This is a genomic window from Methanococcoides alaskense (assembly GCF_027594145.1).
GTDB lineage: Archaea > Halobacteriota > Methanosarcinia > Methanosarcinales > Methanosarcinaceae > Methanococcoides > Methanococcoides alaskense.
Genome location: NZ_JAQFFK010000003.1, coordinates 580,072 through 603,582, shown reverse-complemented (window position 1 = coordinate 603,582; position 23,511 = coordinate 580,072). Strand labels below are relative to the sequence as shown.

The 23,511-nt window shown below is 41.2% G+C and carries 19 protein-coding genes and 1 tRNA gene; 6 read left to right on the top strand and 14 right to left on the bottom strand.

Features of this window, described 5'->3' with window-relative positions:
• Nucleotides 1-37: 37 nt before the first annotated feature.
• Nucleotides 38-961 carry a malate dehydrogenase gene (gene mdh / locus PBV53_RS06835; protein WP_270096399.1) on the bottom strand — a complete coding sequence of 308 codons (924 nt, stop codon included), beginning with the start codon at nucleotides 959-961 and terminating at the stop codon, nucleotides 38-40.
• 245 nt (nucleotides 962-1,206) lie between these two features.
• Between mdh and PBV53_RS06830 the strand changes: the two genes are divergently transcribed.
• The 3 genes from PBV53_RS06830 (at nucleotide 1,207) to uvrA (ending at nucleotide 6,398) form a co-directional block, all read left to right on the top strand.
• On the top strand, nucleotides 1,207-2,436 hold the full coding sequence (locus PBV53_RS06830) for a PGF-pre-PGF domain-containing protein (RefSeq protein ID WP_270096398.1): 1,230 nt from the start codon (nucleotides 1,207-1,209) through the stop codon (nucleotides 2,434-2,436).
• Nucleotides 2,437-2,629: 193 nt separating this feature from the next.
• The gene (locus PBV53_RS06825) at nucleotides 2,630-3,478 is read left to right on the top strand and encodes a TatD family hydrolase (RefSeq protein WP_270096397.1); all 849 of its coding nucleotides are present in this window, start codon (nucleotides 2,630-2,632) and stop codon (nucleotides 3,476-3,478) included.
• Between the two features lie 94 nt (nucleotides 3,479-3,572).
• Entirely contained in the window at nucleotides 3,573-6,398 is a 2,826-nt protein-coding gene (gene uvrA, locus PBV53_RS06820; protein WP_270096396.1) for an excinuclease ABC subunit UvrA, read from the top strand.
• Between the two features lie 48 nt (nucleotides 6,399-6,446).
• Here the strand turns inward: uvrA and PBV53_RS06815 are convergent, their stop codons facing one another.
• Together PBV53_RS06815 and purB are read right to left on the bottom strand one after the other, a co-directional pair.
• The gene (locus PBV53_RS06815) at nucleotides 6,447-7,031 is read right to left on the bottom strand and encodes an FmdE family protein (protein ID WP_270096395.1); all 585 of its coding nucleotides are present in this window, start codon (nucleotides 7,029-7,031) and stop codon (nucleotides 6,447-6,449) included.
• 9 nt (nucleotides 7,032-7,040) lie between these two features.
• Nucleotides 7,041-8,381 (bottom strand): adenylosuccinate lyase, encoded by a 1,341-nt coding sequence (purB, locus tag PBV53_RS06810; RefSeq protein WP_270096394.1) that lies wholly within the window; start codon nucleotides 8,379-8,381, stop codon nucleotides 7,041-7,043.
• An 81-nt stretch (nucleotides 8,382-8,462) separates the two neighbouring features.
• Here purB and PBV53_RS06805 point away from each other — a divergent pair, with 81 nt between their 5' ends.
• A complete protein-coding gene (locus PBV53_RS06805; RefSeq protein WP_270096393.1) occupies nucleotides 8,463-9,023 on the top strand; it encodes a hypothetical protein in 561 nt (186 codons plus the stop codon).
• 5 nt (nucleotides 9,024-9,028) lie between these two features.
• Here PBV53_RS06805 and PBV53_RS06800 read toward each other — a convergent pair whose 3' ends face one another.
• The 4 genes from PBV53_RS06800 to PBV53_RS06785 form a co-directional block, all read right to left on the bottom strand.
• Nucleotides 9,029-12,415 (bottom strand): leucine-rich repeat domain-containing protein, encoded by a 3,387-nt coding sequence (locus tag PBV53_RS06800; protein ID WP_270096392.1) that lies wholly within the window; start codon nucleotides 12,413-12,415, stop codon nucleotides 9,029-9,031.
• Nucleotides 12,416-13,117: 702 nt separating this feature from the next.
• A complete protein-coding gene (locus PBV53_RS06795; RefSeq protein WP_270096391.1) occupies nucleotides 13,118-13,636 on the bottom strand; it encodes a cytochrome P460 family protein in 519 nt (172 codons plus the stop codon).
• Between the two features lie 224 nt (nucleotides 13,637-13,860).
• Nucleotides 13,861-14,904 carry a Fic family protein gene (locus PBV53_RS06790; RefSeq protein ID WP_270096390.1) on the bottom strand — a complete coding sequence of 348 codons (1,044 nt, stop codon included), beginning with the start codon at nucleotides 14,902-14,904 and terminating at the stop codon, nucleotides 13,861-13,863.
• 76 nt (nucleotides 14,905-14,980) lie between these two features.
• Nucleotides 14,981-15,304 (bottom strand): hypothetical protein, encoded by a 324-nt coding sequence (locus PBV53_RS06785; RefSeq protein WP_270096389.1) that lies wholly within the window; start codon nucleotides 15,302-15,304, stop codon nucleotides 14,981-14,983.
• Between the two features lie 388 nt (nucleotides 15,305-15,692).
• Here PBV53_RS06785 and PBV53_RS06780 point away from each other — a divergent pair, with 388 nt between their 5' ends.
• On the top strand, nucleotides 15,693-16,100 hold the full coding sequence (locus tag PBV53_RS06780; protein ID WP_270096388.1) for a hypothetical protein: 408 nt from the start codon (nucleotides 15,693-15,695) through the stop codon (nucleotides 16,098-16,100).
• Nucleotides 16,101-16,126: 26 nt separating this feature from the next.
• Here PBV53_RS06780 and PBV53_RS06775 read toward each other — a convergent pair.
• Nucleotides 16,127-16,198, bottom strand: a tRNA-Arg gene (locus PBV53_RS06775).
• Nucleotides 16,199-16,541: 343 nt separating this feature from the next.
• On the opposite strand from PBV53_RS06775, the gene PBV53_RS06770 reads away from it, so the two are divergent.
• Complete coding sequence (locus tag PBV53_RS06770; RefSeq protein ID WP_270096387.1) at nucleotides 16,542-18,107, top strand: sensor histidine kinase; 1,566 nt, start codon at nucleotides 16,542-16,544, stop codon at nucleotides 18,105-18,107.
• A 55-nt stretch (nucleotides 18,108-18,162) separates the two neighbouring features.
• On the opposite strand, the gene PBV53_RS06765 is transcribed toward PBV53_RS06770, so the two are convergent.
• The 6 genes from PBV53_RS06765 to PBV53_RS06740 all read right to left on the bottom strand — a co-directional run bounded on the left by PBV53_RS06765 (nucleotide 18,163) and on the right by PBV53_RS06740 (nucleotide 23,507).
• Nucleotides 18,163-18,357 carry an ArsR family transcriptional regulator gene (locus PBV53_RS06765; protein ID WP_270096386.1) on the bottom strand — a complete coding sequence of 65 codons (195 nt, stop codon included), beginning with the start codon at nucleotides 18,355-18,357 and terminating at the stop codon, nucleotides 18,163-18,165.
• 183 nt (nucleotides 18,358-18,540) lie between these two features.
• Nucleotides 18,541-18,852 carry a 30S ribosomal protein S10 gene (rpsJ, locus tag PBV53_RS06760; protein WP_250867885.1) on the bottom strand — a complete coding sequence of 104 codons (312 nt, stop codon included), beginning with the start codon at nucleotides 18,850-18,852 and terminating at the stop codon, nucleotides 18,541-18,543.
• A 30-nt stretch (nucleotides 18,853-18,882) separates the two neighbouring features.
• On the bottom strand, nucleotides 18,883-20,154 hold the full coding sequence (tuf, locus tag PBV53_RS06755) for a translation elongation factor EF-1 subunit alpha (RefSeq protein WP_270096677.1): 1,272 nt from the start codon (nucleotides 20,152-20,154) through the stop codon (nucleotides 18,883-18,885).
• A gap of 119 nt (nucleotides 20,155-20,273) precedes the next feature.
• A complete protein-coding gene (locus PBV53_RS06750) occupies nucleotides 20,274-22,466 on the bottom strand; it encodes an elongation factor EF-2 (RefSeq protein ID WP_270096385.1) in 2,193 nt (730 codons plus the stop codon).
• Nucleotides 22,467-22,513: 47 nt separating this feature from the next.
• A complete protein-coding gene (locus tag PBV53_RS06745) occupies nucleotides 22,514-23,074 on the bottom strand; it encodes a 30S ribosomal protein S7 (RefSeq protein WP_270096384.1) in 561 nt (186 codons plus the stop codon).
• A 4-nt stretch (nucleotides 23,075-23,078) separates the two neighbouring features.
• Nucleotides 23,079-23,507, bottom strand: coding sequence for a 30S ribosomal protein S12 (locus PBV53_RS06740; protein WP_250867882.1), 429 nt, complete (start codon nucleotides 23,505-23,507; stop codon nucleotides 23,079-23,081).
• Nucleotides 23,508-23,511: the final 4 nt, after the last annotated feature.

Here is a 23,511-nt window from a genome sequence, read left to right as displayed (position 1 = left end):
AAGGGATTGAAAGATATGTAATTTATATCCCTCTACATTACAGTTGCAACTTTCCGATCCCATCACGCACAGACTTAGCAGATATTGAAAATGCCTGTTGCTGGCTTTCTGTCAATTCAAGTTCGAGGACCTCTTCCACTCCATTTTTGCCTAATATCACAGGTACTCCCAGATATAAGTCGTTCTCGTTATATTCCCCTTGCAAATAAGCGGCTGCAGGAAGAACTCGTTTTTGATCTTTTATCACGGCTTCTACCATGGTGGCAATGGCTGCTGCCGGGGCATAGAAAGCACTGCCTGTCTTAAGATATTCAACAATTTCAGTTCCGGCGTTGATGGTGCGCTGTATCAGCCTATCGATCGTTTCTTCTGGAAGCAATTTTGAGATAGGAACTCCTGATACTGTGGTATATTGTGGCAATGCTACGAGGGAATCACCATGTCCTCCAAGTACGAGTGCAGAAACATCCCGTACTGAAATTCCAAGTTCCATTGCAATGAATGCTGCAAAACGACTTGAATCAAGTACTCCACTCATTCCAAATACCCGATCATGTTCCAGTCCTGTATATTTCTGTGTGGCATAGGTCATTACGTCAAGTGGATTGGAGACCGTGATAACTATGGCTTCAGGTGCATATTGCGAGATATTTTCAGATACATCTCTTATTATATTTGCATTTATCTTCATCAGGTCGTCACGCATCATTCCCTTTTTCCGGGCAATTCCTGCGGTAATGATAACAACATCAGAATCCGCAATGTCAGCGTAATCGGTCGTGCCCAATATGTCCACATTGTATCCAAGAACAGGAGCAGCCTGTATAATATCAAGTGCTTTCCCTTCAGGCAGACCTTCAACAACATCGGTCATAACAATGTCCCCGAGCTCAAGTTCTGCAAGACGCTGAACAGTAGTAGAGCCAACGTTACCTGATCCTATGACTGATATTTTCTTCATTTGTAACTACCTCCGAATGATTGGACATATTTAATGATCAATACATTGCAATTTATGTTTGATGCTTAACATTAATATATGTGTTCTTAGTTTATTTGAGGATATCTCTACAGAGCCGAACTATTACATATTTAAAAATAGATTTGCAAAATAGAAGCTCGAAACATTTATATGACATAATTATATATTTTTATATACCAATGGTGTTTGGTATTTTTGTAGTTAATATTTTCGTGGTGGGTGATATGATTAAAACATTAGATGTAGATTCTCGATTCATTAGCAGAGTTAGTAAAATATCCTATTTCAACCTGAGATCTTGCAGGATCATTGGTTTAGCATTACTTTTGTTGTTGCTTGTAAACACCGGTGCAGCATTAGCTGAAGAGCTAAATGTCTGCAGAGAACTTCCGGTAAGTGCAAACCCAGGCGACACAATCACTGTGATCCTGGACATCACACTTGATGGCGCGGACAAGACTGTCATCGAGGAAAATGCGCCTAGAGGCTGGACAGTAAGCAATCCATCTGATGATGGATCGATCTTTAATGCAAATACAGTAAACTGGATTTACATCAACTCAGCACCAGGTGCCGCGCAGTTTACCTATGATGTAACAATACCTGAAGATGCAGCACCAGGAACATACACATTTGATGGAGATTTCGACCTGGCAGTAGCAGCTCCAGGAATCCAGCCAATTGACTGTGAAACACAGATGGATGTCGAAGATGCAACATCGACCATCGATGAGAAAACTGAGGTCTCAAATAGTGGTGGCAGCAGTTCCTCCGGCAGCAGTAACGGTGGAAGTGGAGCATCCGGTGAAGCCTTTGAGAACATCGGATTTAAAGATGTGAAAATGGAGAACATCATCGGTGGTGCCGTAATTAGCTACACTTTCGATGAAGAACAGAATGCCATTGATTACATCAAGTTCACCGCACTCAAGAATTATGGAGAGGTTTCAACAACGGTCGAAGTCCTCAAAAATAGGTCTGCAATGGTCAATGAAAGTGCTCCCGGACTTGTATATAGCAACCTTAACATTTGGGTTGGTAAAGTGGGATTCGCTACAGAAGATAACATTGCACATCCTGTGATAGGCTTTAGCGTATCTAAGGCATGGCTCACAGAGAATGAGATCAATGAAAATGCTATTGCATTGTATCGCCATAGTAAAGGTAAATGGAACAATTTGAATACCATAAAGATAGGGGAAGATGATTCATACATCTATTTTGAAGCAGAAACTCCCGGATTCTCGCCATTTGCCATTTCAGCGAATACAGAAGAGGATGATACATCGATAGCAAAGGATTCTGAACCAAAATATGCAGGATCAGATGCTGAAGCAGAAACACCAATTGAGGATGAAGCTGCCAGCGAACCAAATAACACCCCGGGAATTTCAGGGATCTTATCAGTGATGCTTCTGGGTTGTGCTTACGTATTCAGCAAGAGAAAGAACTGAGCTTCTTTCTTTTCCTTTTTTTCTTTATACCTTTGAGCCAAGGTTTCTTTGTTTGGACTTTTTCTTTCGGTTTTCCCTAGAGCCTTTTGCCAACCCTTTCTTTAACAATAAAAAAAGAATTAATAAATGAAATTTTCGAATAAGATCAGAACAAACAATAACATTATTCAACCCCCAACACATCAATAAATACATGAACACATCTCCAAAGATCCCCATAACCGATGAACACATGCACATCGACCCTCGTGCAAAGGGACTCAAAGCTGTCAAAGAGTTCCAGAATGCAGGCGGTACCCACATAATCCTTGTGACAAAACCAACGTGGACCATAGGAGTGGAAGTTACAAGACCGGAAGATTACAAGATAGTGTTTGATGAGACCGTTGACCTTGCTAACCAGATCAACGAGACCGGTGTCACAGCATTTCCGGTCCTTGGAGTCCATCCTGCGGAGATAAACAAACTGAACGAACGTATGGAACTTGAAAAGGCAGTGGAGCTTATGAAAAGCGGACTTGAGATAGCTTCAGAGTACGTTGAAGAAGGGCTTGCAGTGGGGCTTAAAAGTGGAAGACCACACTACCCGGTGTCGGAAGAGATATGGGATGCATCCAATGTTATCATGGAACATGGGTTCACACTGGCAAAAGATGCCGGTTGTGCCATTCAGTTACATACTGAAAGTGTTGGGGAACCGGAACTGATAGACATCACTGAAAGAGCAAAAAGTACCGGCATTCAGCTCAATAGAGTGGTCAAGCATTACGCTCCACCGCTTGTTAATGTCTGTGAAAGGCTTGGCATCTTCCCGGGTGTCTTGGCAGGAAAAGGAGCCATCGAAGAAGCTCTTGAACAGGGAAATCGCTTCATGATGGAAACCGACTATATCGATGATCCTGAAAGACCGGGAACTGTCCTTGGACCTAAAACTATCCCCCGAAGAACACTGAAACTTATAGAAGAGTATGGGCAAGAACCTTTCTGGAAGATCCATAAGGAAAATGTGGAAGAGGTCTATGGCGTAAACATCGAACTCTGAGTCCGGGAACAAACTAACCTTGTATTTCAATACATCCGCCCTGCACTCACCTCCGGCATATATTTATTCAAACCAATCATAATTATAACCACACATGTCCCTTACAAGCATCATCGTAAAAGGTGCTAAAGAGCACAATCTTAAGAATGTAGACGTTACATTCCCGCGTGATAAACTGATAGTCATAACCGGACTCAGCGGGTCTGGAAAATCTTCCCTTGCTTTTGATACAATATATGCGGAGGGTCAGAGACGATACGTGGAATCGTTGTCAGCTTATGCAAGACAATTTCTGGGACTCATGGAAAAACCGGATGTGGAATACATCGAAGGGCTTTCCCCTGCAATTTCCATTGAGCAGAAAACCACCAGTAAGAACCCGCGTTCTACGGTCGGTACTGTCACAGAGATATACGATTATCTTAGGTTGCTCTATGCGAGGATAGGAATACGGCACTGCCCAAAATGTGGCAAGGCAATTGAACCTCAGAGCGTTGACCAGATAGTCGATAGCATATTGAAGATAGAGGAAGGGTCCAAGATACACATCCTTGCGCCACTTGTGCGGGAACGCAAGGGAGAATACAAGAAATTGCTCACGGAGCTTCGCACAGAAGGGTTTGCACGTGCAAGGGTCGATGGCGAGATAATAGCCCTTGAAGATGCAGAGACACTTGAGCTGGGACGTTATAACAAACACAATATCGAAGCCGTAGTGGACAGGATCGTAATAAAGGACGACATTCGGGAAAGAGTTACAGATGCCGTTGAGACCGCACTGGAAAAAAGTGGTGGCACACTGATAGTTCATGTGCTTGACAAAGAGGAAATGGTCTTCAGTGAAAATCTGGCATGTACTGATTGTGAGATTGGTTTTGAGGACATGGAGCCATCGGCATTCTCGTTCAACAGCCCTCAGGGAGCATGCGAGGAATGTCATGGTCTTGGAACTTCCATGGAGTTCGATCCTGAACTTATCGTATCCGACACCACCCTTTCATTGCATGAAGGAGCCATTGAACATTGGGGCAAGAAGGATGGGTATTACATGCAGTCACTGAAATCCGTTGCGGACCGCTATGGGTTCTCCATGGATGTGCCTTTTGAGGAACTTGCACCTGAGCACAAGGATATCATCTTCAACGGTGCCAGCGGGTTGATCGATTATGTGCACATCGGTAAGAACGGTGGGATGTGGAAACACAAGGGTAAGTTCAATGGGGTCATCGCCAATATATCAAAGATATATAATAGCACAGAATCCGAGAACCGAAAAGATACCCTGAAAAAGTACATCACCACCAAACCCTGCACATCCTGTAATGGAGACAGACTAAAACCCGCAAGTCTTGCAGTTACTATTAATGAACAGAACATTCTCAAGGTCACCCGTATGTCCGTGGAGACTGCCCTATTGTTCTTCGAAGAACTTGAAACAAAGCTCACACCACGCGAATATTCCATTGCGAGACTCATACTCAAGGAAATCAAGGCAAGACTGGGTTTCCTGATGGATGTGGGACTTGATTACCTTACCCTGAGCCGTTCAGCAGCTACCCTGTCGGGCGGGGAAGCCCAAAGGATAAGACTTGCAACACAGATAGGTTCCAGCCTCATGGGTGTGCTGTACATCCTTGACGAGCCGAGTATCGGTCTGCATCAGAGAGATAATCTCAGGCTCATTAATACGTTAAAGCATCTGAGAGATATTGGAAATACTGTTATAGTGGTCGAGCATGATGAAGAGACCATCATGAACTGTGATCATGTTGTTGACATGGGACCGGGGGCAGGCATACATGGTGGAGAGATAGTCGCAGAAGGAACTCCTGAAGAGATAATGGCCCATCCTGATTCACGTACCGGACAATACATGAGTGGTAAACTGGAGATCGCCATCCCGGAACAAAGACGTAAACCTGCAGGAAAACTTGTTATTGTGGGGGCTTCACAGAACAATCTCAAGGGAATAGATGTAGATTTCCCGCTTGGAGTAATGACCTGTGTTACCGGAGTATCAGGTTCCGGAAAAAGTACGCTTATCAATGAGACATTGAACAAGGTACTGTCACAGAAGTTGCATCGTTCCCGGGAGAGACCGGGCAAATATAAGGATATAAAAGGTCTTGAACTGGTGGATAAGGTCATCACCATCGACCAGTCGCCAATAGGACGAACACCGCGCTCAAACCCTGCCACATACACCAATCTGTTCACACCCATACGAGAGTTGTTCTCACAGACAAAGATGGCAAAGACACGTGGCTACAAGCCCGGAAGGTTCAGCTTCAATGTTCGTGGAGGCAGATGTGAGACATGTTCAGGTGATGGGACCATAACGATCGAGATGCACTTCTTGCCTGACGTTTATGTGCCTTGTGAGGTATGTCACGGAAAAAGGTACAACCATGAGACACTGGAAGTGAATTACAAGGACAAAAATATCGCTGATGTTCTTGATATGACCGTTGAGGAAGCCCTGGGATTCTTTGAGAACGTCCCTAAGATCAGGAATAAACTGCAAACCCTTTTCGATGTTGGATTGGGATACATCAAGCTTGGTCAGTCTTCCACCACACTTTCGGGTGGGGAAGCCCAGCGTGTAAAGCTTGCGACCGAACTTAGTCGCCGCTCAACCGGAAAGACGGTATTTATCCTTGATGAACCGACCACCGGACTTCATTTTGATGACGTGAACAAACTGCTTGACGTGCTTCAAAGATTGGTGGAAACAGGGAATACTGTTATTGTGATCGAGCACAATCTTGACGTTATAAAGACCGCAGACTGGGTCATAGACCTTGGACCTGAAGGAGGAGAACGTGGTGGCAAAGTTATCGCAAAGGGAACGCCTGAGAAGGTAGCAAAGGTCAAAGGATCATATACCGGAGAGTTCCTGAAAAAAGCGCTCAAGAAATGATGATAAAAAAGAGAAGGAATGTAATTTAATTGATATCTGACCTCTGGGTCAGATATCGTGTCCTTCAAAACAGGAAAGGCAGACCGTTTTACCTTCCTTTACACGCAGACGGGTTTCCATGGCTTCCTCGCCACATTCCGCGCATGCTATGGAACGATAGACCATTGCTTTTTCCGGTGGTTCTGTTTCAACATGCGTGACGGTGAACAATTCCTCATCTGGAATGGCAAGGATGGCATAGGCCTTCTCAGCATGTCTTTTTCTGAACTCCTCAAGCTCCTCAGCGGTGGCTGTTCCATTTCTTACTTTTGGGAAAAGTTCATTGTACTTTTCATCGTTGCTCCTTTTGCGAGGATTTAGAGATATTCGCAGAGCATTGCGGTCCCCTCTCTTGAAGAAAGTGTAGATATGCTTGCCAAGGTCTTTAAAGACAAGATTGCCTTTTCCGAATGTGCAACCATTGATGACTTGTATAGCATCGACAGCGCATGATTTGTTCTCTACGACAACTACTAGTTCCTCATCCTCTGAGCGGTCCTTGAACTGCTCAGCAGCATAGGTGCCTACTCTGTAACCGATAACAAGTCCCGGACAAAGGTGACCGTGGAACTCTATTGCGTCTTCCAGATCCATTATATCACCTTACACCTGAGTTCTGAGCTTTTCCACAACATTCTCGACCTGAGCTACTGCGGTACCGATGTACATGTCAGGATTTAGAAGATCGTTGATGTCGGATTCGGTCAGATACTTTGTAACGTCCGGTCTACTGAGGAGGACATCCTTGAGATGCTTTCCTGATTCATGGGCTTCCATTGCGGAACTGCGCACGATCTCATGGGCTTCCTGCCTGCCAACACCGCGTTTTGCCAGATCGATCATGATAGCTTCACCCATGTTAAGACCACGTAAGAGGTCGAGGTTCCTGCGGATGTTCTCAGGATAGAATCTCAAGTTCTCGATTACGCCTATTGCGAGCTTTAAGAGATGGTCTGTAAGGACACAGCTTTCAGGGAAAACGATCCTTTCGCAGGAGGAGTTAGTGAGGTCACGTTCATCCCAGAGGGTGTTGTTCAGAAGTTCCGGCTCGACCATTGAACGAACGATACGTGCTAGACCACTTATCTGTTCTGATTTGATAGGGTTCCTCTTGTGAGGCATTGTGGATGAACCTACCTGGCCCTTGCGGAAGCTCTCCTCCACTTCTGCGATCTCGCTTCTCTGGAGGGTGCGTATCTCTACAGCGATCTTGTCAAGGGTGGTCACGGTGTTTGCCATCCACATGACGAATTCTGCGTGGCGGTCACGCTGGATTATCTGATTTGAAACATCAACACTGCCAAGACCGAGATATTCCATTGCGTATTCCTGGATCTCTATGCCATCGTTACCAAATGCAGCCTGTGTACCCACAGCACCTGTCATCTGACCTACCAGAAGACGTGGTGTAAGTTGTGCTAAGCGTTCGAGGTGTCTTCCAACCTCACTTGCCCAGATAGCAAATCTCAAGCCGTATGTTGTCGGCACACCGATCTGACCGTGTGTCCTGCCGGCACAGACAGTGTTCTTGTGCTCTTCCGCCTTTGTGAGCAATACATCAAGAAGTGTCCTTGTCTTCTCCTCAAGGATAGCCACAGCATCCATCATCTGAAGAGCGGTAGCTGTGTCCAGGATATCGTTGGAAGTTGCACCAAAGTGTACCCACTTTGCAGCGTCATCTGTGCATTGCTCAGAAATAGCAATAACAATAGCCATCATGTCATGGTGGATCTCATCTTCTATCTCAGCAACTCTCTCGATCTTTACATGAGCTATGCTTTTCTCGATCTCTGCTGCAGCTTCAGCAGGCACCATACCGATCTTTGCTTCGGCATTTGAGAGTGCTGCTTCGGTCTTCAAGAGCTTTTCAAGGCGGTTTGCCTCGCTCCAGACATATTTCATTTCGTCAGTACCGTAACGGTATTCGATAGGATGGATTGCCATGTCTTTTGGTCTCCTTTGATGTGGAATTGATTTACTAATGAACTATAGTGGGTAGATAAACAACAAACCCATAAATAGACTTTGTTTGTCAAGTTTAAAGCCCGAGAAGATAATCCATTCAGAGCCTTGAAGGTCCTTGCATACATAGGATTACAGTCCGAAGGCTGTGCAGACTTTCAGGATATATTAGATAACCTTGACATTTCAAAAAGTACCCTCTGGCGTTACATCAGTTCCCTAAGAACACAGGGATTGATAGACATAAACAGAAGCGATCATACGTGCGTGTTCTTCAAGAAACGTTCAGTATGGGAACAACTCAGAGATCCTTTGCTTTCCATAGTTACAGCTCTGGACATTGGTCTTAAGAAGATAGATGGAGAATATTTCATTGATTCCGGGATGATTCACCGTTATCGTGACAGGGCTAAGAACCTGAAACCAATAAAGAAAAAGCAATCAAGAACTCCAACCTTTGAAAAGGTAGTTGTTGAAACCATCCGGGAAGCTGAAAAGCTTAACAAGGAGTTCAAGGAGCTTGGTATTAACAAGCGTGCTTCTGTTCTGTCTACTCATAACACGATGAGGTATAGTCGGCTTGTTGGGTGGGCTTTAGCTATGGAGTTTGTGATTAGTATTTAAACTTTTTAAAAACCTAATGCACTTGCCAATGCAGCAACAGCCATAGGAGCACCAATTTTATCTGCAATAGTATAAGCCCATTTTCCAGCCTTGGATAAATATTCCATAGTTATTGGTCCATCTCCTTTTTCAGCAGATTCCTTTGCATGTACAACATTAGTTATTGATTCATATTGATCACCAGATTCAGCATTTTCTTGCATAGCAACTTTAAGATTGATTAGTTCTTCAGCTAATTCTCCAAGCTTTATTCTCTCTTTGTTCACCTGCCAAATTTGTGAAAAGTTATCCATGTTGACATTTCCCCGAGCATTTTGACCTTGTGCACCAATTACTTCCATACCATTGTGATAATGTGTGTCTCCAATATGAGTTATTGTACTTCCTCCTTCTGCTATTTTAGTTTCAATAATAGATTCAACGTTAACGTTTCCCAATAATTTTCCGACAGAGTATTCTCTATCAGCCCCTTCTGGAATGTAAGTTGGCTTTTTTAAAGATTCCAATTTGATTAAATGAAGATATGATATTGCAATTTTTGGATTATCCGGTAAAGGAACTTTTTCGATTGCATTTAAATTTGGAAAACTACTATTAATGATTCTGAAGTTATTCAGAATAATAGAAAAATAATCTCTTTTTTGAGTCCCTGCTACATCAATATAGATTTTTTTTGCATCGTCATCCGATTTTACTACAGCGCAAGAATCATATTTTTTATTTTCAAGAACAACACCTGTCCTCCACCTTAAGTTACCTTTGATATCTTCGTTCATTTTCACAATAAAACGTGGTAGAATTGATTTTGGAAGAAAGTCATTGTAATCAATCAGGAAACTTATTTTATCTTCATAATCGAAATTGAACTCAGGCTCTCCGATTTCTAATAAGTCCGGCACAAGTATCTTTTCTGTGCCTATTGAATAGCACAATTCAAATCTTTTCATCAAATTTATTATGAAAGTATATTTTTCAGCTGGATAATAGTAATCATCCTCGTCTTTATTCTGCAGAATAGATTCTATAAACTTTAAATCTAAAACACCATTGCAATTTGCCAACTTCTTAGAATTAATTATTTTATAGACAGCACTCGTAATCCATTTGGGTTCAAGTACGTGTGTGTCCTTTAAATCGAAGTCCTTAAAATTCAATGCAATTCCAAGATCATTTAAGAAATCGATTAATGTTGTTTGAGCAGTATTTTCAGTTATGCCTTCCTCATTGCATATTTGTTTATAATTATTATAACTTATGAAATGTTGAGTCATGTTTTCAAGTTTATTCTTCACATTGAACCAACTTTTAGGCCAAGTAGTTTCTATGTGTTTAATGTTTACAAGCTCTTTTTTTAAGTCCGAAAATAGAATATTAATTCCTTCATTATCTTTACACGAAATAGGATAAAAATCACTTATTGATGGATACTTATCTTGCAAAAATTTCCTATTAACCTCAAAACCAGGATTCTCATCAATTTTATTTAACACAACAAAAATAGGTGAATCTCCACCAAGGCTTTCTATATGTTTTAACCAGTATTCTGTTTTTTCATCTTTCCTACCATCCAAAACCAAAATGTAAAGGCTTCTTTTTGATAAAAAAAACTGGTGAGTTGCATGCATAATCTCCTGTCCACCAAAATCCCAGAGATTAATTTTAATATCTTTATCTTTTTCAGTAACATTCCAATTTGTTATGCTAATCCCCGGCGTTTGAGATTCGTGCTCATTAAATTTATCATCAACAAGCCTTTTTACTAAAGATGTTTTGCCTGCACCACCATATCCTACCAGCAACACTTTTACTTCATTGATGGGCATTTTTTCTTCATTTTCAAGTGAACTAAAATATTCGACTAAAGCTGATCTTCCTCTTTTGATAATATCGATTGGTGGATTTTCAAGAGGATTTTCCTGAAGAAAGATTCCATCAAAATCCGCGAAATTGAATTTAAAATCCAACCCAAGTTCTATAATTTTCGGTGGAAGTTGCGTAAGTTGATTGTTCGATAATTCAAGTGTTGTGAGATTTTTGAGTTCTGCTATTTCCGATGGAAGTTGTGTAAGCTTATTGAAATATAAATAAAGTGCTGTGAGATTTTTGAGTTCTCCTAATTCTATTGGAAGTTGTGTAAGCTCATTAGCACCTAAAGCAAGTACTGTGAGATTTTTGAGTTCTACTATTTCCATTGGAAATTGCGTAAGTTGATTGGCAGATAAATCAAGTGTTGTGAGATTTTTGAGTTCTACAATTTCCGATGGAAGTTGCGTAAGTTTGTTGTCACTTAAGCTAAGTTCTGTGAGATTTTTGAGTTCTACAATTTCCGGTGGAAGTTGCGTAAGTTGATTGTCAGATAAATCAAGTATTGTGAGATTTTTGAGTTCTACAATTTCCGGTGGAAGTTGCAAAAGTTGATTGTCACTTAAGCTAAGTTCTGTGAGATTTTTGAGTTCTCCTAATTCTATTGGAAGTTGCTTAAGCCTGTTGCTGGCTAAATAAAGCCTTGTGAGATTTTTGAGTTCTGCTAATTCCATTGGAAGTTGCTTAAGCCAGTTACCAGATAAATCAAGTATTGTGAGATTTTTGAGTTCTCCTAATTCCATTGGAAGCTGCTTAAGCTTGTTGCCAATTAAATGAAAATTTGTGAGATTTTGTAAATATATAATTTCCTGTGGAAGTTGCGTAAGTTGATTGTTCGATAAATCAAGTGTTGTGAGATTTGTGAGTTCTACAATTTCCGATGGAAGTTGCGTAAGTTGATTGTTCGATAATTCAAGTGTTGTGAGATTTGTGAGTTCTACAATTTCTGGAGGAAGTTGCGTAAGTTGATTGTTCGATAATTCAAGTGTTGTGAGATTTGTGAGTTCTACAATTTCCAATGGAAGTTGCGTAAGTTGATTGTCAGATAGAACAAGTGTTGTGAGATTTTTGAGTTCCACAATTTCCAGTGGAAGTTGTGTAAGTTGATTGCCAGATAGATCAAGTGTTGTGAGATTTTTGAATTCTACAATTTCCGGTGGAAGTTGCGTAAGTTGATTGCCAGATAGATCAAGTGTTGTGAGATTTGTGAGTTCTACAATTTCCGGTGGAAGTTGCGTAAATTGATTATCCGATAAGAAAAGTGTTTTGAGATTTTTGAGTTCTACTAATTCCATTGGAAATTGCGTAAGCCTATTGCTAGATAAATCAAGTACTATGAGATTTTTGAGTTCTACTAATTCCATTGGAAATTGTGTAAACCTGTTGTTAGATAGGAAAAGTATTCTGAGATTTTTGATTTCTACAATTTCCGGTGGAAGTTGCGTAAGTTTGTTGTTAGATAAATAAAGTGTTGTGAGATTATTTAGAGCAGCTTCCCGGATAAGTTGCATTACTTTTTCATTAGTCATTAAAAATCCTTCCTAAAATCACTTGATAAGCTGAGTTGATGCTAATTAAATCTTTCTTAATTCTACAGCATGGGTTCAATCTTGAGTTCATTCTTGTGTCAGAAATATTATGAGGAATTGCTGTGATGGATAAGATTTCAGGCAATTCTATAGTGAAAATTGTAGATGCTAACTATAGCAATAATTAAAATGTGAAAGATTAGATTTGAATTCACAAATCCCATCTAAATCTTAATATTTACCTTTTTCTAATTTTGTTAAATTTAAAAAATGTTTAATCATTTTTTTTCAGTTAAGTTTGACATAATTTTTTTAGTCTTTGATATTTCGTCAAATTTTCCATTCTAACTTTATTATTTCTGGTGGAACCATTGGAACAGATATGTTCTGCTGGTACTCTTACCCAAATATTGCATCATCTCTAACGATACCGAGTAACAAACAATCTAAGAGTTTTTGCATTTGTATTCGGCAACGATTGCACCACAAAGTGCCGCATGTGGCTTTTTTACCCTATCCCCTTAGGTACACTCATAAGGACTATGTCTCACTATTGAGACATTCAGCTCGAAAATGACTTTCAAAAACTCCAAGAGAAATCGAGGTTAATCCTATTTTCCTCTCTAAAAATGATAAAACTTTGACTCTCATGCACATGTGAGAGAGATGTTGGAAAAAGTGTAAAGAGTCCGTAGAACGGACTCAGCTTAGATCGCCTGTAAAAAGATAATCATTATCTTCATTTGCTGAATGGCAATCGATGCAACCTGCGACCTTACCCTCAGTAGTCACCTCACCTTGCGGTGAATAAAGTGCCCAGAACCAGTCGTTATTCTCGGGATCATAATCCTTTACTTTGTACATCACAAGGACCCTTTCAAGTTCCTCATCCGGATTGTAGCCTTCTTTTACGATAATGCTACCATCGGGCATTACATCTTCTTTATCCTCGATGGCGGTGAAAGCATTATCTGACACATAGATGGTTATCAGCTCACCGTGTATGTCTTTGCCTTCACTAAGTTCGACAAATCCAGGCCAGATACCCCATTCTTTGTAATTGTCCTCTTGAGTTATCTGCTCATAGAGTTCAGCCGCATTGGGTTGAGCTTCTCCACCATTTTCAGGCACTGGTTCCTGATCCCCAGAATCATAACCTGTGCACCCTATGACCATAAATGCACTTATCAGTATCAATAAGATAGTAAGTTCTTTTCTCATTATTTGTCCCCCATATAATAGATATAGATATTTATGAAAGGGTTTCTTAATAAGTTTTTTCCGTCAGATGGATCAAGATCCTAGACTTCTATGACACCATCGAAGAACTTGACTCCTTAACTTAATTTGTCGTTTCGGACGCATAGTTAAACGCAAGCGATTTTAGGAGCCGCACGTTTTAGCGGCGCCCAGGGAATCACTTAAGGATCCATCAGGGTTATGGATTACATATTATCAAAATCAGTAAGTCTCATTTGTCCACCTCTCTTTTGAGGAATGACTACTTTCCGTAGATTTTTTATGAGTATCTCATAACGCTGACTTAAAATTAAGTTTACAAACATTTTAACCATGGGTTCAAATTCATCTTTATTGCCATATTTTAGTGATTTTATGTACATTTCCCTATCATCACCTAAAAATAGAAGCTTAGGATAGTTTTCACGATTCAACATATAATTAAAAATTTCACGACCTACTCTTCCATTTCCATCTGCAAAAGGATGAATCATCTCAAATTTGTAGTGAAATAGCACAGCTTGTTCAAATGTATATTTGTTATTTTCTATAGAACTATAATATTCATTTATTATGAGAGTTAAGTCATCTTCAATCAATAAAGAGGGAGCAACTTGTAAATCACATCCCGTAATAACAATATCATCAGTTCTCCTAAAAATACCCGCAGATTCATAATCGATGTTATCCATAATCATGTAGTGCAGATTTTTTATAAATTCAATTGTAACTTTACCTTTATAATTATCACGATATTGCTTTACTTTTTTAAAATTTTGAATTTCATTTATTTCTCTTAGTGGTTTATCTTTTGGAATTATTCCATCTACAAGAAGATCACGAGCTTCTTGAAGGGAAAATGTATTTCCTTCTATGGAAGTCGTTCCTTGAACGTAATTAATTTCAAAACTTTGTTCATAAGCTTCAATTTCATTTGTTGTAAGAAGCTCAGTGAAAGTTTTGTACAAAAACCTCAATCTTTCAATTTCTTTTACTTTTTCTAGATTTAAGTAATCAAAATTGAACATGTTACTGCTAAATTCTGCTTTTTTCTCCGCTACCTTGAACTCAATTTCAAATGCAAATTCATCAGTATATCGCTTGATGTCATCTTCAGATGGAGGATTTGTGCCTAATGATTTCTTAATTTTACTCTTTTTCCCTTTAAACCAAACATCTTTCACTAAGAAATATCTTGGTTTTTTATCTTTAGGATAATTGACTTCTACACGATAGGGTCTTTTTGCCATAGTTCATATAGGGATGGGGGAATTATAAACTTTTCGAAAGCCCCCATCCCCATTCAATAATTTAATATGTTCTTTCTTACAAATCTCCATTCAATATCCTAGCAATATTCGGATCATTCTCCACAAGCCCCATCAACTTAAGCATAAGTTCCTCTCGCTTCTCATCCATAGAAATTGCAGTTTCTACCCGGAGAGCTGCACCACATTGAGCACAGAAGTCAGACGTAGCACCGTTCTTATGTTTACATCGTGCACATACCTGATAGGACAATATAGGAATTGGATTATCTTGTTTTAATCCATGCATTTTCAAAAGGGCATCATCAACCTGCACCCCGGATAAATGAATATAGGTCGCTGGCATCATCGAACTGTATATACATCCTAAGTGAGATTCCATTTGAGCTTGTGTTAAATGGTTTGCTAATTCGGTAGCTCTTGAATGCCTGAAAAGATGTGGATGAATTCTTTTATTTATACCTGGACTTTGAGCTAATCTTCTAAGAATCATAAGATAGCCCATATATTGCATGTGTTGAACTTTTTGATATTACCCTGGTTTATCCACACATAACTATCTGAATCGCCCCTGTGTGGATGTACGTCCACCCAGGCGGCAACCGAAGGACAACTAGAGGTAATTGTATTCTTCTCATTCCAGTTTTGCCATCTACCTGGATAATACTGCCAGCTTGACAATATAAGGAGTCAATAAATCTGTGAAAAAATAAAGGGAATGTTTATCTATTGATAGGGAACATAATTATTTAGTATAGGGGGAAAAAATTGTGGAAAAATTAGATGTGTTCTTTAAGAAATTTGACAGGAATGAGTTTACAAGTCAGGATATAGACCTACTTGTCAAACAGATGACAGATGATGCAAAGCAGGGGATCATTGCACTGACAAAGGAAGACAGGCAATGGTTTGAGACCTATGCATTCGGATTGCAGCAATTTGAAGTGCTTTGCAGTAAAGACCCGTCTAAAATGAGAGCAGGCGACTGGAGACAGGCAGTGGATGATTTTAGCAAGGTCCGGTTCTTTGTGGATGATATGGAAGAGAGGAAGATAGTCAAGAATGTATTCTGGAATGTGGAAGGAATAGTGACCTTCGATATCCCTGATAGTACAGGATACAGGAACTTCATCTACTGCAGGATCAAAAGTTATCTTGAAAAGCTTTATAAGTTATAAATTCCGGAAGAAAAAGGAGTGGATGACGGGCCCGCCGGGAATCGAACCCGGGTTCTAAGCTCCGGAGGCTAAAGTGATATCCACTACACTACGGGCCCATTTGAATGAATTTAGATTATGTGAAATTAACTATATTAACTAATAGGTTTAGATGAGGCATGATCTGAACGAAAATGCATCCATTTTTTTTGAAACTGCGGTTTTTCTATAACAGCATATTTATAAAGATGAAATCAGTAGACCCGTAGGGATTTAATTCAGATTTAGGAATAGCTTACTAACTCAACATTAGTTCATTAATATAATAGTATGATAAAAAACATATTAATATAGAATTGTATTAATTGAACATGATGCATTATTATCAGTTTGAGAGATCCATGTGTATTAGTATCAATGAAGGAACGATAATAGGTTAAAGTAATAATCGCGGTAAATAATATGGATATCTCAGAGAAGGTAACAGAACTTGAGAATGAGAGTGAAGAACTCAGGACAAAACTCAAGCTTGCTAACGAAAAAGTAGAAGAGATAGAAGAGTTCTGTAAATTACACATTGAAAACCTCAATGATGTTATATTCAGCATCAATAGACAAGGCAATTTCACATACATCAGCCCTGCTATTGAAAAATTTACCGGATATACCCCCGAAGAAGTAATGGGTACCTCTTTTACACAGTACATCCACCCAGAGGACCTTCCCGGTCTGCTTCAGGATATTGACCTTACGCTTGAAGGCGAACACAAGCCATATATGTTCAGGATAGTGTCAAAAACAGGCAGTATAACCTATGTCCACACCTCATCAAAAGGCATTGTAAAGGATGGAAAGGTAGTTGGTATCAATGGCATAATGGTCAATATTGCCCAACTTAAGAGGATAGAGTTCGAGCTTATGAAAGAGAAGGAAAAAGCTCAACATTATCTGGATGTGGCCGGAGTTGCGATAATCGTCATTAACAATGATTTCAGGATATCACTGGTGAATAAGAAAGCCTGCGAGCTTCTGGGATATAAAGAGCATGAGTTGTTCAATATGAACTGGTTCGAGATGATCATTCCAGAAATGATATGTGAATCTGTCACTCAATCATTTATGCTTTCCTGTTACGGAGATGTTGCATCAACTCCATTCGATTGTGCTATTAATACAAAAGAAGATATGATCCGATTATGTTCCTGGAAATGTACACAATTGAAGGATGAGAACGGACACAATGCAGGTTGCATACTGGCCGGCGAGGATATCACTGAGCGTAAAGAGGCTGAACAGGCTCTTTTAAAGGCTAAGTATATGGCGGAAGATGCAAGTCGGACAAAGAGCGAGTTCATTGCAAATATGAGCCATGAACTTAGGACTCCCCTTAACGCAGTGATAGGTTTTTCAGATGTCCTTATTGAAAGAAAGTTCGGGGATGTGAATGAGAAACAGGATAAGTATCTGAGAAATATCTTCACAAGTGGAAAGAAACTTCTGGAAATTATCAATTCAATACTTGAGATCTCGAAGATAGAATCAGGAGATCTTGAGATGGACTATAAGACCATCAGTATTGAAGACCTGATCGAGGAAATTAAAGAGAGTATTGAAGAGCAACTGACCGATCAGGCCGAAATGGTATCTTTTGAAATACTAACAGATGTAAGCCACATTATAGCTGATATCAGGAAGGTAGAAAAGTCAGTTTTTCATCTGATAGAGAATGCTATTAAATTCTCAGACAAAACAAATCCGGTTAAAGTACGTATAGAGTCTGTTGATGGGATGGTAGCATTCAAGGTCACAGATAAAGGGATTGGAATTTCAGAAGAGGACATCGATAAATTATTTGAGCCATTCAAACAGCTTGATCCTTCATCAACACGTGTTTATAGTGGGTTGGGAGTGGGACTATATCTTATTAAGAAGTTTGCAGAATTACATGGCGGTTGTCTTGGGGTAAAAAGTAAGCTGGAAAAAGGAAGTACATTCACTTTTGCAATTCCAACAAAACCAGCAAAATAAGGAATGAACAAAGTTAAAAAATGTTACACAAATAATCGTGTAACATTAATATTTTTTAATTTGTAATATCATAATAGCATCTTTTTGGAGAACAAACAAGACCTTTTTTCTTGAGACTGGCGAGTGATTTACTAACCAGCTTATTGTCAATGCCAGTAGTTTCTGCAACATCACCAGGTCTTAATGGCTCATCGGAATCTTCCAGAACTTTTAAAATCATTTCTTCATTTGTATCTAAAGCGTTGGTCATGATAATTACCTCTCAATGCTACAGCATTTGAATATAGAATAACAAATTCCAAATATTGATTTATAACTATTACTATAAAAAGATAAGCTCAAATAAGTAAGTAAAAAAAAGAAGTAAGTAAGTGGGAGGAGAAATGTTACAGATATAGATCTGTAACTAATTTAAGTCGTTTTTCAATAGTACTTAATTCTGGAGTACGATCTCAATACTGATATCTTTTGGAACATTAATTCTCATGAGCTGTCTAAGTGCACGCTCATCAGCTGCAATGTCAATAAGTCTTTTGTGGACACGCATTTCCCAGTGGTCCCATGTTGCTGTACCGTCGCCACTTGGGCTCTTCCTTACAGGAACTACCAACTTCTTTGTTGGAAGTGGAACTGGACCGGATATGCTTACTCCAGTGCGGTTTGCAATGGCTTTCACCTGGTCGCAAACACCATCGAGGTTTACAGGACTTGTGCCTGATAATCGTATTCTTGCTTTCTGTGCCATGTTTTTTCCTATAAAAAAAAGAGAAGAGTGTTATTTCTTCTGTGTAACACTCATGCACATACCAGCAGCGATCGTCATACCCATATCACGGATAGCGAATCTGCCGAGCTGTGGGATCTCACTTACAGGCTCAATACACATTGGCCTTGTTGGCTTGATCGTAACGATAGCTGCATCCCCAGCCTTGATGTAGGTTGGGTTCTCTTCCTTGACCTGACCGCTCTTTGGATCCAACTTCTTGTTGATGGCCATGAGAGTACATGCAGTCTGAGCTGTGTGGCAGTGGAATACAGGAGTGTATCCGACTGTGATAGCGGATGGGTGCTGAAGGACAACGATCTGTCCGGTGAACTCTTCAGCTACCGATGGTGGCTTCTCTGCAGGACCACATACGTCACCTCTCCTGACGTCGTTCTTTCCAATACCTCTTACGTTCCAACCGATGTTGTCACCAGGTACAGCCTGATCCCATTCTTCGTGGTGCATCTCAATTGACTTGACCTCACCAGTTGCGCCGCTTGGCATGAAGGTGACCTTCTGGCCCTTCTTCATGATACCGGTTTCTACCCTACCTACTGGAACGGTACCGATACCGGAAATGGTGTATGCATCCTGTACTGGGATACGGAGTGGAAGTGTGTCTGGCTTACTTGGCACCGTAAGATTGTTGAGGCATTCAAGCAATGCAGGACCAGTGTACCATGGAGTGTTTGCGCTTGATTTTGTTATGTTGTCGCCTTCGAATGCGGAGGTTGGAATGAATGGGACATCCTCTGCCTTGAATCCTACCATACCGAGGAGCTGTGATACTTCTTTCTTGACCTCGTTGTATCTGTCCTCGCTGTAATCTGCTGCGTCCATCTTGTTCACAGCGACGATGAGCTGGTTGATACCAAGGGTCCTTGAAAGGAACACGTGCTCCTTTGTCTGGGCCATTACACCATCAGGTGCTGCAACTACGAGAACTGCTGCATCTGCCTGGGAAGCACCAGTGATCATGTTCTTTACGAAGTCACGGTGACCTGGGCAGTCCACTACTGTAAAGTAGTACTTGTCGGTGTCGAATCTCTTGTGTGAGATATCGATAGTTACACCTCTTTCACGCTCTTCCTTGAGTGTGTCCATAACCCATGCAAAAGCGAAGGATTCCTTACCCTTTTCTTTTGCTTCTGCCTTATATTTCTCGATAAGGTGTGCAGGTACTGCGCCTGTCTCGAACATCAATCTTCCGACAAATGTTGATTTACCGTGGTCAACGTGTCCGATAACTGCTAAGTTCATATGTGGTTTATCAGCCATGATAATATTCTCCTTTATTTTAAATTGGTATAATTTGTAATTTTGAGCATAATGGTTGTTTCTACTCTTAAACCTTTCCAGCGAATAGTCTCAGGTAGAAAAAAGATGGATTTACATCCACCTTACATGCTCATAAAGTCTTCTGCTTGTGGCAAAGCTGCCTTGAGTCCTTTTCGCTTGCGGATACCTGTAACAACTTCGGTCATGAGGCTCATTGGAAGTGGTTCGAAACCTGCGAACTCTGTACTCCACATTGCTCTACCTTCTGTTGCGGATCTGATATCACCAGCGAATCCGAATAACTCTGAAACTGGTGCTTTGGACTCGATGATGGTTGTATCACCTTCGGAAGTCATGTCTATAATGACACCGCGACGACCCTGGATCTCCTTGGTTGCTCCACCCATCTGCTCCTGCGGAACCTGGATGAATACCTTCTGATATGGTTCAAAGAGCGTATCATCAGCCATAAGCATTGCAGCCTGGATTGCCTGTCTTGATGCAGGAATTACCTGTGCAGGGCCTCTGTGGACAGCATCCTCGTGGAGTTTTGCATCCATGAGCTTTACTTTGACACCCATGCATGGTTCCTTGGAAAGTGGTCCAGCCTTCATGACCTCGGCGAATCCCTCAAGGATAAGCTCCATTGTTTCGTTCAGGTACTGAATACCCTTTGTCATATCGAAGTAAGCATTGCTCTCGAAGATATTTGCGATCTTCTTTGCTTCATCCTTATGCAGACCAGCTGCCATGAGCTTCTCCCTTCTCTCAACTTCAGGCATCCTCATGGATATCTCGCCATTGCGTATAAGCTCACGGACTTCTGGCTCCAGTGGCTCGACGATAACATAGAATCTGTTGTGCCTATTAGGGGATTTACCTTCCACAGGACCTGCAGTACCTGTGATGGTCTCACGATATACGACAAGTGGAGGTGTTGTTGTGATCTCTACACCTTTGTCACGCTCGATCCTGTGAGCAATGACCTCAAGGTGAAGTTCACCCATACCAGCCATTAAGTGCTCACCGGTCTCTTCATCAAGAGTGATCTTGAGTGTTGGGTCTTCCTTAGCGACCTGGCGAAGAACTTCAACGAGCTTTGGAAGGTCCTTCATGTGCTTTGCTTCGACTGCAACAGTAACTACAGGTTCACTTGCGTGCTTGATGCTCTCGAAAGGCTCCATACCTTCAAGTGTGGTTACTGTGGCACCTACAAATGCATCCCTGAGACCTGTTACCGCTGCAATGTTACCGGCAGGGATCATATCAACTTCAAGTCTCTCAGGGCCCATGAAAACACCGACCTGCTGGATTCTGTTCGTCTTTGATGCGCCTGAAACGTAAACTTCCATACCACGGGAAAGTGAACCGCTGAAAAGTCTACCTGTTGAAACTTCTCCTGCGTGTTGGTCCATGGTAATATCAGTTACCATGAAAGCAACATCTCCTTTGGCATCTGCAACAGACATCTGCTTACCGATACCGGCCTCACGGTCACCATGCCAAATAGCTCCGACCCTGCCCTTCTGTGCATCGATAGGACTTGGAAGGAATCTGATAACCATATCGTTAACTGCTTCGTGGAGTGGACATTGGTCTGCAAGTGCCTTCATGTCTTCTGCACGGCAGTAATTGAAAACGTCACTAAAGCTTACACCGGTCTTCTTCATCATAGGGACACTGATAGCCCAGTTGTAAAGAGCAGAACCGAATGCTACAGTACCTTCAGCTGCATCTACCTTCCAGCCTGCGTTGTAGCGCTCTTCGTTCATACCTTTGATAAGCTTATTTACGTGATCTATAAGCTTCCCGAGCCTGATCTGCATCTCCTGATCATCGACCTGCAACTCGTTGATAAGACGGTCTACTTTGTTAATGAAAAGTACTGGCTTTACGTGTTCTTTCAGTGCCTGTCTCAGAACGGTCTCGGTCTGAGGCATTGTACCTTCAACAGCATCGATGACAACTACAGCGCCATCTACTGCACGCATTGCACGAGTTACATCGCCACCAAAGTCAACGTGACCTGGTGTATCAATAAGATTGATAAGATATTCCTCTCCCTCATATTCGTGCACCATTGACACGTTAGCGGAGTCGATTGTGATACCTCTTTCCTGCTCCTCTGCGTCAGAATCCATGAACAACTGGCGACCTGCGAGCTCCTTAGAGATCATCCCAGCGCCTGCGAGGAGGTTATCTGAAAGAGTTGTTTTTCCGTGATCGATGTGAGCTACAATACCGATGTTCCTGATCATTACTGGATTGCTCATCAGCGTTGTAACACGCTCAACCATTTTCTTCCTTCGTCCCATGATAAAACCTACAATTGAATATTATATAAAATAAAAAAGGAACACGATTAACGTGCTGCCTTTGCGACTCTTTCCTTTCCATCCTTTCTGTTGATGGAGAAGCACTTTGCATCACGGTTAGAAGCTGCGATGAGCTCGGATGCAAGGCATTCTGCTGCAGAGCGCTTTGATTTGAAAGCTGCCTGATTAGAACCTATTGAGATATTTCTCAATGCATGGTCAACACGCCTCTGTGGAGCTGTGTCAACTGCCTTTGGTACAGAGATACCACCGTATTTAAGCCTGACAACTTCTTCCCTTGGACCTGCATGTGAAATAGCTTCTACGAGAACCTGAACAGGATTCTTCTTTGTCTTCGAGTTAACGATGTCAAAAGCCTCATCCACGATACGAAGAGCAATCTGCTTCTTACCAGTGTTCTGTGCATTACGCATTACATTGTTCACAAGACGCTCGACGATCGTAATGTCGGACTTGTTGAACTGCTGCCTTGCATGTTTACCTGATGTATGTGGCACGATAACAGGATCGAGGTTGACATATCTCTTGATACCACCGTCAGCAACTTCGACCTCTGTAAGGTCCCACTTTCCGAATAACTTGTACATGGAATTATCTCCTTGGTTTTTCCTTTCTGCCAATGACCATTTCTCTCAATGATACATTGTTCACAGCAATGACCTTGAAGCGCACGCCAGGAATATCACCCATTGCACCACCCATACGGCCACCTATTCTTTCTACGGTCACTTCATCGTGCTCATCAATAAAATTGATAGCACCATCACCAGGACAGAAAGCTGTTGCCTGACGACCGTTTTTGATCAACTGGATCCTAACACATTTCCTGATAGCGGAGTTAGGCTGTTTTGCCTCGACACCCACCTTCTCAAGAACTATTCCACGACCCTGTGGCGCACCACTTAGAGGGTCAGATTTAATATCCAGACCTAAGGTACGCCTGCTGTAGTTGGTATCTTTCCACCTAGCATCTTTGCGAACCTGCTGAAGTCTGTGAGCTGCATACTTTCCATTTGGCATATAT